Origin of the sequence: Mycoplasma haliaeeti (assembly GCF_048284645.1) — a bacterium.
Classification (GTDB): domain Bacteria; phylum Bacillota_I; class Bacilli_A; order Mycoplasmatales; family Metamycoplasmataceae; genus Mycoplasmopsis.
This window is the reverse complement of the sequence record NZ_JBLWAB010000014.1, coordinates 1-13,854: the sequence shown is the minus strand read 5'-3', so window position 1 is coordinate 13,854 and position 13,854 is coordinate 1. Positions and strand designations below refer to the sequence as shown.

At 31.5% G+C, this 13,854-nt stretch carries 10 protein-coding genes and 1 pseudogene; 1 reads left to right on the top strand and 10 read right to left on the bottom strand.

Annotated features, from left to right (window positions below; translation table 4 throughout):
• Positions 1–5 precede the first annotated feature (5 nt).
• From atpC to ACNQ2T_RS03290, 10 genes and pseudogenes are all read right to left on the bottom strand, one after another.
• Positions 6–431 carry an ATP synthase F1 subunit epsilon gene (gene atpC, locus ACNQ2T_RS03335; RefSeq protein WP_416741983.1) on the bottom strand — a complete coding sequence of 142 codons (426 nt, stop codon included), beginning with the start codon at positions 429–431 and terminating at the stop codon, positions 6–8.
• Positions 432–529: 98 nt separating this feature from the next.
• A pseudogene (gene atpD, locus ACNQ2T_RS03330) lies at positions 530–1,915 on the bottom strand (F0F1 ATP synthase subunit beta); the annotation flags it as partial.
• Between the two features lie 17 nt (positions 1,916–1,932).
• Complete coding sequence (gene atpG, locus ACNQ2T_RS03325) at positions 1,933–2,793, bottom strand: ATP synthase F1 subunit gamma (protein WP_416755719.1); 861 nt, start codon at positions 2,791–2,793, stop codon at positions 1,933–1,935.
• Positions 2,793–4,385 carry a F0F1 ATP synthase subunit alpha gene (atpA, locus tag ACNQ2T_RS03320; protein WP_418035989.1) on the bottom strand — a complete coding sequence of 531 codons (1,593 nt, stop codon included), beginning with the start codon at positions 4,383–4,385 and terminating at the stop codon, positions 2,793–2,795. Before atpA ends, atpG begins: the two co-directional genes overlap by 1 nt.
• Before the next feature lie 3 nt (positions 4,386–4,388).
• Complete coding sequence (gene atpH, locus ACNQ2T_RS03315) at positions 4,389–4,943, bottom strand: ATP synthase F1 subunit delta (protein WP_416755717.1); 555 nt, start codon at positions 4,941–4,943, stop codon at positions 4,389–4,391.
• A gap of 4 nt (positions 4,944–4,947) precedes the next feature.
• The gene (gene atpF, locus ACNQ2T_RS03310; RefSeq protein WP_416741978.1) at positions 4,948–5,541 is read right to left on the bottom strand and encodes a F0F1 ATP synthase subunit B; all 594 of its coding nucleotides are present in this window, start codon (positions 5,539–5,541) and stop codon (positions 4,948–4,950) included.
• Between the two features lie 13 nt (positions 5,542–5,554).
• Positions 5,555–5,881, bottom strand: coding sequence for an ATP synthase F0 subunit C (gene atpE / locus ACNQ2T_RS03305; protein WP_416755715.1), 327 nt, complete (start codon positions 5,879–5,881; stop codon positions 5,555–5,557).
• Positions 5,882–5,898: 17 nt separating this feature from the next.
• Positions 5,899–6,669 (bottom strand): F0F1 ATP synthase subunit A, encoded by a 771-nt coding sequence (locus tag ACNQ2T_RS03300; protein WP_416741976.1) that lies wholly within the window; start codon positions 6,667–6,669, stop codon positions 5,899–5,901.
• A gap of 17 nt (positions 6,670–6,686) precedes the next feature.
• Complete coding sequence (locus tag ACNQ2T_RS03295) at positions 6,687–7,148, bottom strand: hypothetical protein (protein ID WP_418006148.1); 462 nt, start codon at positions 7,146–7,148, stop codon at positions 6,687–6,689.
• 231 nt (positions 7,149–7,379) lie between these two features.
• Positions 7,380–11,180 (bottom strand): hypothetical protein, encoded by a 3,801-nt coding sequence (locus tag ACNQ2T_RS03290; protein WP_418035987.1) that lies wholly within the window; start codon positions 11,178–11,180, stop codon positions 7,380–7,382.
• An 85-nt stretch (positions 11,181–11,265) separates the two neighbouring features.
• Between ACNQ2T_RS03290 and ACNQ2T_RS03285 the strand changes: the two genes are divergently transcribed.
• Complete coding sequence (locus tag ACNQ2T_RS03285) at positions 11,266–13,743, top strand: UU173 family protein (protein ID WP_418018268.1); 2,478 nt, start codon at positions 11,266–11,268, stop codon at positions 13,741–13,743.
• Positions 13,744–13,854 lie beyond the last annotated feature (111 nt).

Here is a 13,854-nt window from a genome sequence, read left to right as displayed (position 1 = left end):
CATTATTATTTATTGAAATTATTGTATGCATCAATTTTGAGAAGAGCTTTTTTCAACTTGGTTTCAAGTTTAAGTTTATCAATAGAATCATTGTGTGAGGCTTCTTCAAGTTGACGAAGCACATTGTCTCTATCTTTAAGAGCTCTTTGAACATCAATATTTTTAACATTTATAATATCATCAGTTATGATATTGATTTTATTAGCATCAGCATAAACTAATCCACCACCAATATAGCATTTAATGGTATCTGGATGATTATCTCATCCAATGGTTAAGTTACCTATTTCAATGTTAGAAAAGAGTGGTGTACGTCCAGCTTGAAGACCAATGTAACCTGAAGCTGTCTTCAAGGTTACAATGTTTACATCACCTTCATAGAAAATTCCACTTGGTACTGTAATAATTAAATGTACGTTATTTTCGCTCATTATTGTCCATTAGCTTCGCTTTGTGTTGCATCAGCTTGGATTTCTTGATCTTCTACGCTGTTTGCTTCTGCTGCTTCAAGCTTAGTTTCTTTGTGTAGCTTGTTGTAACGTTCAATAACATCATTAATGCTTCCTGCATATCTAAAGATATCTTCTGGATAATCATCTAATTCACCTGAAAGAATAACTTTAAAACTTCTAATTGTTTCAGTTAAAGGTACGTATTGTCCTTTAATACCTGAGAATTTTTCAGCAACTGTAAATGGTTGTGATAAGAAGTTTCTGATTCTTCTGGCTCTAGCAACGATTTTCTTATCTTCTTCTGATAATTCACCCATACCAAGGATAGCAATAATGTCTTGTAATTCCTTGAATCTTTGTAAGATAGCAACAACTTCTTGGGCTACATTGTAGTGTTCTTGACCAACAATTAATGGATCTAGTAATCTAGATGATGAGTTAAGTGGGTCAATTGCTGGATAAATACCAAGCGCTGCAATGCTACGATCAAGAACTGTTTTAGCATCCAAGTGAGTGAAGGTTGTAGCAGGAGCTGGGTCAGTTAAGTCATCTGCTGGCACATAAACAGCTTGTACAGATGTAATTGATCCTCTACGTGTAGAAGTAATTCTTTCTTGAAGTGCACCCATTTCAGTTGCAAGTGTTGGTTGGTAACCAACAGCTGAAGGCATACGTCCAAGTAAAGCAGAAACTTCTGATCCAGCTTGGGTAAATCTAAAGATGTTGTCAATGAATAAAAGCACATCTTGGTTTTGTTTATCTCTGAAATATTCAGCCATTGTTAGCCCTGTTAGAGCTACCCGCATACGTGCCCCAGGTGGTTCGTTCATTTGACCAAAGACTAGCGCTGTTTTGTCTAGAACTCCGGCTGCTTTCATTTCGTGGTAAAGGTCATTTCCTTCACGGGTTCTTTCTCCAACCCCAGCGAAAACTGAAAGACCATTGTGTTCTGTAGCAATGTTGTTAATTAATTCTTGAACAAGAACTGTTTTACCAACTCCGGCCCCACCAAATAGACCAATCTTTCCTCCCTTAGCATATGGGATTAAAAGGTCAATAACTTTAATCCCTGTTTCTAAGATTTCAGAAGATGTTTTTTGTTCTTCGTATGATGGAGAAGGAGCGTGAATTGGAGCTTTTTCAACGTTCTTTGGAAAGTCCATATTATCAATTGGATCTCCAAGCACGTCAAACATTCTTCCAAGTACTTCGTTTCCTACAGGTACTTCAATTGGAGCACCTGTATCAAGCACTTTCATTCCTCTTTGAAGCCCATTAGTTGATACCATTGAAATGGTTCTAGCAGTATCATCCCCAATGTGTTGAGCAACTTCGAATGTGAATTTTTGTCCTTCATATTCTAAAGTTAAAGCATTAAGTAAGTGAGGTAATTTACCTTCGTCGAATCTAACATCGACAACAGGTCCTAGAATTTGTACTATTGTACCTTCGTTTTTAACCATAATTATCCTCCTTTTTATTATGTAGCATCTGCACCAGCTACGATCTCATTAATTTCTTGAGTAATGTTGCTTTGACGCTTACGGTTGTATTGTAATCTTAGGTCTTTGATTAAATCGTCAGCGTTCTTTGTAGCATTTTCCATAGCATTTCTACGAGAAGCCATTTCAGAAATTTTTGAACTTGTACCAAGTCCAAATACCATACTTGCTAAGTAAAGTGGGATTGAGTTTTTAAGCACCACTTCTGAGTTTGGTTCAAATTCGATTGTAGCATTAGCTTCTTGTTTGGCTTCCTTCTTTTCAGGAATGTCAAATGGGAAAAGCTTAATTACTACAGCTTCTTGTAATATGTTGTTAATAAATTCTGTGTAGTAGAAGAAAACATTAGCAATTTTCTTATTACGGTATAAGTCTAATGCTTTCTTAGCAATCAATGTTCCAATTTCATAAGACACTGATTCACCAATTTCGGTGTATTTAAGCACGATTTGTTCACTTGCTCCCATTGATTGAATCATTGAGTAACCTTTTAAACCAATTACAATAATTTTGTCTTCTGGTTTAAGTTTAGTTTTAAGTAACTTAATGATGTTGTGGTTATATGAACCACAAAGACCTAGGTCAGAGGTCATAACAATATGTAAGTCACCTTTTACTTCTTTATTTTCAGGGAAAATATTAAAGAAGTCTCTTGGCTCAACATGTGAGATTAATTCATCAAAAGTATCTTTTAATGAATTTAAGTATGCATCAACACTAGCGAATTCATTTCTAATTCTTCTTAATTTAGCAGTAGAAACAAGTTGCATAGCATTGGTAATTTTACGTGTGTTAGTAACAACTGAAATTCTATTCTTTAAACTATTTAAGTTAGCCATTATTTAGCTTCTTTAGTTTCTTCAACTAGATATTTGTTTGGAAATGCTTTGTACATTTTTGGATCGTAGTTAGGAATACCTACAATAATATCTTTAACTATCTTAATTAATGCTTGTTCAATGAGTTTGTAGTTTTCTTCGCTGATTTTTCCTGTATTAACGATGTCAGCATATAGTTTAATTCCTTCTGAATCGTTTCTTAAGTAAGCAAGTACATTGTCACGGTAATCGTGGATGTATTCAGCTGGAAGTGGGTTAATAATTCTTTCTTTAACCCCAACTAAAATGATTGCTTGCGCAGGTTGAGAAATAGCAAAGTATTGTTCTTGTTTTAATAATTCGTAAACTTTTGCCCCGTGTTCTAGAATGGTTTTAGTTGAGTCATCTAGATCTGAACCGAATTGAGCAAAAGCTTGCATTTCGTTATATTGAGCAAGTTCAAGTTTTAATGAACCAACAACTTGCTTCATAGCTTTAATTTGCACAGCTGATCCAACACGAGAAACTGAGAAACCAATATCAACAGCAGGTCTTTGACCAGAGTTAAATAAAGCTTCCTTAGTAAAGATTTGACCATCTGTAATAGAAATAACGTTTGTAGGGATATAAGCAGAGATATCACCTTGTTGTGTTTCGATAATTGGAAGGGCAGTAATTGAACCACCTCCGTTAGCTTTGTTTAATCTAGCTGCACGTTCAAGTAATTGAGAGTGTAGGTAGAAAACGTCCCCAGGATAAGCTTCACGTCCAGGTGGACGACGAAGAAGTAGTGAGAGTGTTCTATATGCAATAGCATGTTTTGATAGGTCATCGTACACTATTAAAACGTCTTCTCCACGAGACATTCAATATTCAGCAATAGTTACCCCTGTATATGGAGCAATGTATTGTTGAGGTGCAAGTTCGCTAGCTCCAGCTACAACGATTGTTGTATAGTCTAAAGCGCCGAACTCATTTAATTTGTTTACAATTTGCGCAACTGTTGAATTCTTTTGTCCAACTGCAACATAAACACATTTAACATTTTTATCTTTTTGGTTGATAATTGTGTCAATTGCGATTGCAGTTTTACCAGTTTGTCTATCTCCGATGATTAATTCACGTTGTCCCTTACCAATTGGAATCATAGTATCAATTGCAATGATACCTGTTTCAAGAGGTTGGTTAACTTCTTCACGTGTCATAACACCAGGTGCAACTTTAAAGATTTCACTAGTTACTGTATTAGTAATTGGACCTTTACCATCAATTGGTTGACCTAGAGCGTTAACTACACGTCCAAGTAAAGCATCACCAACGTTAACAGAAATAACTTTTCCAGTTCTTTTGACTGTATAACCTTCAGATACTGAGTTAGCGTTACCAAATAGCGCAACCCCAACTGTTTCTTCTTCAAGGTTAAGAGCTAAACCGTAAACACCATTTTGGAATTCAACGATTTCACTATTACGAACTTTGTTAAGCCCTGAAACAACAGCGATACCATCACCAATTGAGATAACTTGACCAATTTCTGATCTATCTGCAGTTTTACCCATGTTTTCGATACGATCTTTGATAATTGCAGATATGTCATCTAATCTAATAGCCATCTATTACACCTCCTTTTCATTTTCTTTTTTGATAATTTCATTTTTGATTTTTGTTAAATCATGTAATAAGTTCATTTCTAAAACTTCAGTTTTCGAAATGATTTGGATTCCACTAATCAAGTTAGGATCAACTTCATTTTTTAACACAACAGTTCTCCGTGTAACACTTTGAACTTTTTGTCTAATTGCATCAAGTTGTTCTTCTGATAGCGGAAAAGCAGAACGGACGATAGCGAACCGAATTTTTAATTCGTTATTTGATAATTTTAAGTATTCAACAATAATTTTAACAATGTAAGAAGTCATTCTTCTTTGGACAATAACTTTTAATGTATTGCGAATAATAATGTCGAAATCTTTAAAGGCTAAATCAATAGTCTTAAATCTTTCTTCTTCAGCAATTAAGTCATTTCCAAGATATGTAGCAAATTTAGGATTTGTTACAAAGACTTCTTTAACTGCTTCAAATTGAGGTTGAATTTCCTTAAATTTATCTTGTTCTTTAACTAAATCGTATATTGCCACAGCATATGCTGAGACATTTCTTTTTACATACATCTAATTAAAGTTCCTCAGGGGATTTGTTTGAATTTAAAAACTTATCAATAATTTCGGTTTGCGTTTCAGGAGTAATTTCTCTCTTTAGAATCTTTTCTGCTAAGTCTGTGGCAACTGTCACAATGTATTTTTTGGCATTTGAATCAAATTCACGTTTTTGTGAAGCAATATCTTGAGATGTTTCTTCAAGTAAACGTTTTGATTCTGCCTTAGCTTTTTCAGTATATGAATGTGATACTTCGCTAGCTTTTATTTTTGCTTTAGTTATTATAATATCAGCTTGCTTGTGTGCTTCTTGAAGTTTATTATTAGCTTCAAGTTTAGCTTTTTGACTTAATTCTTTTTCCTTGATAGAATCATCAATGTTACCTTGAATAAAGTCAGCTCTTCTTTTCATCATTTTCTTAACTGGTTTATATAATAATCAAGTTAAAATAGCGAAAACAATAGCAAAGGCAAGTATTGTTGCAATCATCATTGGGACACTTGGAATTAAATTTGCGAATTTTTCAGTAATCCCATCTTTTGCTGCATGTGGTTGATCTATTGCATAGTTTCTAGCAGCAAATGTTACAACGTTAGAAATAGTATTAATCATTGTAGTCTACTTACTATTTTAAGAATAGTAATAATAAAGCAACGATGAAAGCATAAATAGCAGCAGTTTCAGCAATCCCAGCACCGATAATTAACATAAGACGAATTTTAGATTCAGCTTCTGGATTTCTACCAACAGCTTCTGCAGCTTTACCAGCAGCGTATCCTTGTCCAATTCCTGTTCCAAGAACACCAATTGCAGCAAGTCCAGCTCCAAGTGCAGCTAGTCCAGTTGTTAATGAACTACCTGATGCAGCAGCTTGTTTAACTGTATCTGCTTGTGGAGCAGTTGCAGCTGTATTTGCAGCTGTATCTAATAATTTTGTAACTGTTTCAATCATGTTATTCTCCTTTTATTTTAGTATATAGCTTGTAGAGAAGTTCATTCCTCAGCTTTTTCACTTAATGTTTCTTTAGCCTTTTTATCTTTCTTGCTTCCTTCTGCTCCAGAAGCTTCTACCACTCAGTAAACTGTAGTTAGTAGAGTAAAGATATATGCTTGTAAGGTTGATCCAAACAAGTCGAAATAGAAGTGGAGTGCAGGTGATACTAATAAGGCTAAGAAGTATCACTCATGGTTACCAGCTCCTATTCCAGGAATTAAGGTTCAGAAGTATCCAAATAGTGAGTAAACTAAGAAAATAACTGTAGTTCCACCTATAACATTCCCATAAATACGGAAACTTAAGGAAATAAGAGGCGAAACTTTTCCTGGTAAATCTAATGGATTTAGAAAACTCTTTAAGTATCTAACTTTTTGATAAATAGCACCAACTATAAAAATTCCAAGTCAGCTCATTAAAGCCAAGGTGAATGGAATTGAATATGAGGTTACAATCGGTTCAAGACCAATCATGGCTGTTAAGTTACCAACAAGGATAAATGTGGCTAATGTAAAGATATATAGACGTGATTTTTGAATCTTATCACCACCAGTGGTGTCATCAAAAGTATTATCAATCAAGCAAACATAAGCTTCAGCAATTTGTGCTACACCTTTTGGCGCTTGATCTTCTTTAACACGACTAACTTTGACATAGACAATTATGCTTATTGTTAAAATAACAACAACAGTAACTACTAAAGAAAGTAGTTGTGGCTGGTTTCAAGCCATAAAGTCCATTTTCATAACAAGCCTCCTTCCTTTTATTTATTCAAGCTTAGTGTAATTTGTGCAAGCACAATTGCAACAAAGCTTGTGAGCAGACCACCTAAGAAAGCAAATAAATTAATCGGACGATCAACCATTTGCAACAAGGTGTAAGGTTTGTTTATTTTAGGTTCTAGATGTTCTAAATGTGAACAGTTTATTGTAATCATTAAATAAATGATTAAAGCAACTATTGCAAAATATAATGTTGTTTTCAAAATAAAAAGTGCATACAATTTTATTTTCTTATTTCTAAGGGTGAAATAAGCAAATATTCAATTTAATTTAAAAAAGACATACATTAATAGAGCACCTAATGCATATCCGAAAAATAATCCATAATTCACAGGGATTAAACACAACATAACTAAAATAATTAATAAAAAAATTACCGTAAAGAAAATATCGTATAGTTGTGTAAAGTTCCTATTTTTAAGTATTTTTCTTACGAATTGCATACTTGTATTTTAATACTTTTTTAAGCTTGCAAATACTTTTTTTTATTTTTTTATAAATATTCTATTTATAGAAGCAAATTTAACTTGCTAATCTTATTTATTCATTTGCTAAAACTTGCTAATTTAGCCTAAATTTTGGGCTGTTCCACATTGTTCCACATTGCTTTTTGCCTATAAATAAGGCATTTTAGAATAAAAAAGGCCTATCTTATGCAAGATAGGCTAACCTTATTATAAGGTTTTAGCAAGCTTTAGCAACTCACTAAATAAGGCATTTGTTGTAGGATTATATATGTCTTGTGCACTTAAAGCATAGAAGAAATTAGAGTATTGTTTATATGATTTATTATTCATATCTATTCTTCTTGTTATGAAATATAATCCAGCATTTTGATCTGTAATTTTACCTAAAGAAAGAGTATCTGAATCTAACTTTAACTTAGTAATTTTCTTATCTTTAGAGATGAAGTATAGTTCATAAAATGAATTATTCTTTTCAAATCCTTGTAATTGTAAAGTTACATCATTTGTATCTCAATTTGGCTTATTACCATAGTTTGAAGTTTGATATGTTCCATTTAAATAAATCTTCATTTGATTATCATAATCTTCAGTTTCAAAGTTTAAGAAAATTGGTTTTGTTTCATAATACTTAGTATCATTTTGGTTATAGTAATATCTTAGTTTTATGAATTTTGCATTATCTTTAATAAGATCACTTGTAATCTTTAGATTCATAATTGGAACGTTTTTAGCAAGTTCAGTATAGTGGCCTTCTTCTTGATCACTTCCCATAATTGAAACATAAACAATTGAATTCTTAGGGTGAGCAATTTGTTCCAGGTTTTGGTAAATAATTGGACTCATGATGATTCCATGTTTGTCAAATGATGCCTTTGGAATATTAATAATGGTATTTTGATTTCCTCAAAACATTAAGTCTTCAATTTTAGTTATAGCACCTTTATATTGTTCTGCTAATTTTGTAATTAAGTCTTTAGCAAGATTTAAATCTATAGTATCAATGTTTTTAAGGCAGTATTCAACTAAATTATTAAAGGTTGTCTTATTTTCAATGCTTATTTGCCCTGCTAGTAGCCCAATTGGGAATGAGTTGATATCTACTTGTTGCAACTTAGTAAATGTAATAAAATCTTGTTTAATTTGTTCTTTGTTTATTGTAGTTTCATAAAAGCGTTTTTGTTCTTCAGTCATTGGTAATTTATGATAATTTGTATCAAAATTTAAACTGTAGAAAATACCTTCATCATTAGCATAAAAGTTTGTAATATATTGTTTTTGTCCATTAGGAACTTCAATTCTTATAAACTTTTCTTTATTGTCATTTTGAACAAGATAAAAAACCTTCTTTGTATTATTGTATCTTGAAATAAAGTTATTTCCTACAAAGATAAATTTATCTTTGTATGATCCAAATAAATTATTAGTGCGATCTATTTGACCATTACTCATTGAGGCCTGTATTTCACTAACAGCTGTTGAATTGTCAATAACATCATATCAGTCTACCTCAGTTGGTATATCTGAAGCTAAGTCTTGCTTAACAAGAGTTTTATATAGCCCATCAGTTCTTTTAACTGAACGTAAGGCATAAAAGCTTCCATTATAAAATTGATATGCAGAACGATTATCTAGGATATCACCAGCTGCACGTTCTAAAATGTAATTGTACATGTAGCCTTGTTTAAATACTGGAGAGAGTACTTTTCTATTTTCTTCATCAATTTTGAATTCGTATGGGCCAACTGCATATTTGACATTATCATTTTCTTTATTAAAGAAATCTGTTCATGGTAATGAGAAAAATTCATCATTACTAAATTGAGATTGGTTTAAAGGTTCATTATAGCTTTTACCAATTGGTAATAGGAATTCATGGTATGAAACTCCATTTTGAGGTGAGTAAGCTATAGGTGTTTTTTGGTATTGCAATCTTGAATCTTTAGCTCAAGTTGCATCTGATAAATATCACATAGGATGATCATTTCCTGGAAGTTGTAGCTTAATATAAACTACTTCATGAGATTCTCCATGATATGATGGATCAATATAGCCTTGTCCAGTTACAATAGGCATTGCTATAACACCAACAACGTTAAGTAACAATGAGTATAAGTGTGCATAGTTAGCACATACACCAGTTTGAATTAGTACAGCTTTTTCAATAGGAGTAAGTACATCTTTTAGGACATATTCCAAGTATGATGAAGTGTATTTTCAAAGCACAAAAGCTTTATCATAGTCTTTCATTCCTGGTTTAATCAGTTCTAAACCACCTTTTATGAACTTATTAAAGCTTTCCTTGTAAGTTGATTGTCCTTGTCAATCTAAAGCAAACAGTGGACGATAAACCTTGAGAGCATATTTTCTATCAGAGCTAATTTCAAATTTTAAATTAACATTTGAAACTGAATAATATGGGAAGTATTTTCAATTTTCATAGAATCATTCACTGTAGGCATAGGCAATTAAATTAGTATTAATCTTTCTACTTCCAAAGTCGTATTCGCGAATGTCATTACTTCCGATAATGTAATTAAACATATCTTTAAGGTCTTGTTTTGTTATTTCACTATCAGCTTTGCGTACTAAAGGGACTGTACCATAGTTAAATGAAGAGTTGACAGCTGTTGTGGCATTTGGATTAACTATTCTTGAAAACTTATCAAATGTTGAAGTGTTTAAATGAAATAAGTTAGCTTTTTTAGCTGCTTCCAGTAAAGTTGCTTCAGCATCAGTATTTGTAACATTTTTATCATTATCTTTGTCACCATCTACTGGCTTACTTGGTTTTGGATCAGGTGTAACTGTTCCTGGATTAGGATTTACAGGTTTTGGTTCAGGCTGTGGATTTGGCTCCGGTTGTGGTGTAGGTTGAGGGTTTGGTTTTGGTTCTGGTTGAGGATTCGGTTTTGGTTCAGGCTGTGGATTTGGTTCTGGTTGTGGTGTAGGTTGAGGATTTGGATTTATAGGTTTGTCTCCTGGAGTAACGGGATTCGGTTTAGGTTCTGGTTGAGGGTTTGGAGTCGGATTATTTGTATTATCTTTTCCATCATTCCCGGTTCCTGAATTATTTTTGTTGTCATCATCTTTTGATTCTTCATGTTGCTTAGATAATTTATCAATTTCTTCATTAAGCTTTTTAATAGAGGAGCTTAAATCAGAGTTATCACTATTCGCAATTTGGTATAAATTGTAAATAGTATTATCGCTAGGAATGACTAAATAACTTTGTTGGTATCAAGTAAACAATTGATTATTAACTGAAATTTGATTTTGAATTTGTTCTGCTAATTTATTAACTGAAGTAGATAGTTTATCAAGTTGGCTTTGCTTTTGTTCAATTTGAGCTAATGTATCATTTTGTAATGCTTTTAATTGAGTTACTTGTTGAGTTAAAGTATCAGACAAACTAACTATTTTATCATAAGCGCTTATTGCTTCTTGCAACCCTTTATTAGGATAGTTGTAGAAATCTGGATTATCAAATAGCTTAGTAGCTCCTGTTAGATTAGATTCAAATTTATCAATTGCAGTTTTTGCTTCATTTATATTTGAATTAACTTTATTATTTAATTCAGTTAATTTAGGATTTGATAAATCAGCTTTAATATTTTTGTATTCATCAACCAGTTTATTAAATTTTTCTTTAAGTAAGTCAACTTGTTCTCTTGCTTCAGTAATACTTGGTTGAGCTTGACTTCAAGCTAATTTTAAGTTATCAATTCTTTTTGGATAGTCATCATTTCATAGTTTAAGTCATTGAATTTTTTCTTTGAGACTATTTATTACTTCTTGTTGCTTATCTAATGCTGCATTCAAAGATTCAGCTGCTTGCTTTAGTTTCTTTAATTCTTCAGCCTTTTTATTTTTATCTTTGTCCTTATCGTTATCATTGTTTATATCGCTTTTCTTCTTATTATCGCATTGCGAAGCTACCATAATTGGTGCAATAGCTATAGGCGAAAATCCAGCTAAAATTAGCCAGTTTAAACGTTTCTTATTTTTCATGTTTACTCCTGTTTTATTAATTACATTTAATATTTTATATAAAATATTATAATTCAATTATCGAAAAAATAAAGTGAGGAATACTATGCAAGAAAAAGAGCCAATAATAATAAAATGAAACACATTTAAAAAGGTTTTTTATAATAATCCTGCCATGATTTATAACACTTTTAATTTACAAGATCGTATTATTGAAAGTGAATATAAGAAAAAATGAGGATATTCCCCAGAAGACCACCGTGCCTTGCTGCAAGAGATAGAAAGTGATGAAACAGGATTTGTTGAACAAGATAATGATGATATTCTTGCGCTTGATGAGGCAGATATTTTCTTTCAAATTCAAGATGATCATTTTGAAGCAAATATAACTCAAGAAATTGATTTTGACAATGTTTCTGAATCTTATATCAACATTCGTTTAGACTCTTATGTAAAATATAAAAAAGATGCTATTAACTGGTATATTAAGCAATATCAAATCAGCCCTAAAAGAGTTGCTTTTATTAGAGGAACTGATAAGTTAGATAATAAAATTTTAGCTACTAAACAATTTCTACTAGACCCTAATATTGATTTAATTATTGATCCAGTTTTAGATTATCAAGTTAGTGATAATCAAGACAATCTTTTTAGATTTGTTTCAGATGGTTTATTGTATGATAAAAACCTCAAAAAATTAAGTACTTTATCATATGTTTCACGTGCTAAAAATACTCAATTTTACCAATTCTGATACTTGCAAAAAATCCTTAAGCGCAATGACGTAGAGTTAAAAGAATGTTCAACGATAATTATTGATCCAGTTTCTGCTGTCAAGAAAACAGTTAAACAAGGCCAAATTTGATTCTATGAATCTTACTCAGCTTATCCTTTAAAAAGTATTGCCAAATCAAGTAGTGCTAAATTAAGCCCTGATTTAATTGATTTAGATTTTATTTTCAAGAAGACTGGAGATGCAACTTTAATAGGACATAGTGGTTTTTATGAACGTAACAGTATGTTCTCATTTGTAAAAAGTGCCAAAAGTGGCTTAATTTTACAGACTGGTGTAGAAGTTGATAAAACTGTTATCCAAGCTAAAGTTGAAGAAGACAATATTGCACCTGAAAGTTCTAATTTAGATCAAGCTAGCTATAAACAAGAGCTAGAAAGTTATCAACCTTTTAAATTTAAAGGGAAAGGTGATTTATTAATTCGCCAACTTGAAAACTTTGAATTCTATGTTGATGTAATGATAAAGAGTTATCAAGAATTTAATAATGAAGAATCATTTAATTATGATGCTATCAAATACTTCTATGCTGTAGATTCAAACGAAGATGATAGTAAAGTAAAATATTGATTGCAAAATGGGATAATTCCTCATCTTGAAGAAGATAATTTTGTTTTTCCAGAATACTTTACAGCATTAGAACGGGCTGCAATGCTAAATTATATTTTAGGTAATAAATATGATTATTATTCTGGCAATGCTTTTAAGCCAGCTGAAAAGAAATCTTATGAAGCAATTACAAACAAGATTGCTAAAATTAAACATAATATTAACTTCTTTAACATCCAAGCCTTAAACGTAGTTAAAAACATTCACATTAAGGATGCTAGAATTTGCTGATATGACTATGAAGGCTTCATGAATTTATATCCAATTATTGACAATGTTCCTTCTTATAATCAAGTCATTAACCAAGTTTCAATTATCCTAACACAAAATGGTAAAGAGATTCATAAAGAAAACATTGTTATTGATACCCTAGGCTTAAAATTAATTGATATAGTTAAAATGCTTAAGGCAATTTATTGCGATGGTGCCAATGCTTATGTGGTATATAATAAAAGCTACGAAAATACACGTAATAAAGAAGTTTTAGCTCTTGTACGTAAGCAAATCCTGCATGGAGATGGTTCTGAAAATAACTTAGCTTTTATTGCCCAATTTAACGAACTATTTCCAAATGGGCTAAAAGATTTTGAACATATCATTTTTCACATTAATAACAACACCATTGATCTAGCTGATTGTTTCAATCGTTATGCTTCTGAAAAATTACCAGTAAACAACATGGACCCAGAATTAAGGGAATATGTCTTCTTTGAAGATGATGAACAAAATCATACTATTAAAGTTCTAAATGATGTTGATTTTGCTCGTTTTCAAGAAATTACTTCTTGAAATAGTCACATTATTTCACTTAATTATTTAATGTATTATTACTCTATTAAAAAGATTGAAAAATACATTACACACCTAGGACTAAGACTTAAAACTCTAATTACTCCTTATAAGGATCTTGAAATCCAAAAAGGAACTATGGCCATGGAAAAGGCTATGCAAAGAAATGCTGGAATAATTGGAGATAGCTTATGAAATGAATTAACTGTTCCGGCTTTAAAACTTTATTGTGAAAATGACGTTAAAGCCATGATTATGGTTTATGAACTAATTATGTATCTTGGAAGATTAAAATTCAAAGATGAATTAGACGCTTTTGAATACAATATTGAATTAAAGAATTTTGAATATTACATTAATAATGATGATAAATTAGATATTAAGGAAAAGTAATTTATCCCTACTACATAGTAAAATTTGCCTTTGCTAGTGCATTGGTAAATTTTTTTACGAACTAATAAAGATATTTAGGACAATTCCTTTCGTTTAAAAAATTAATGTATT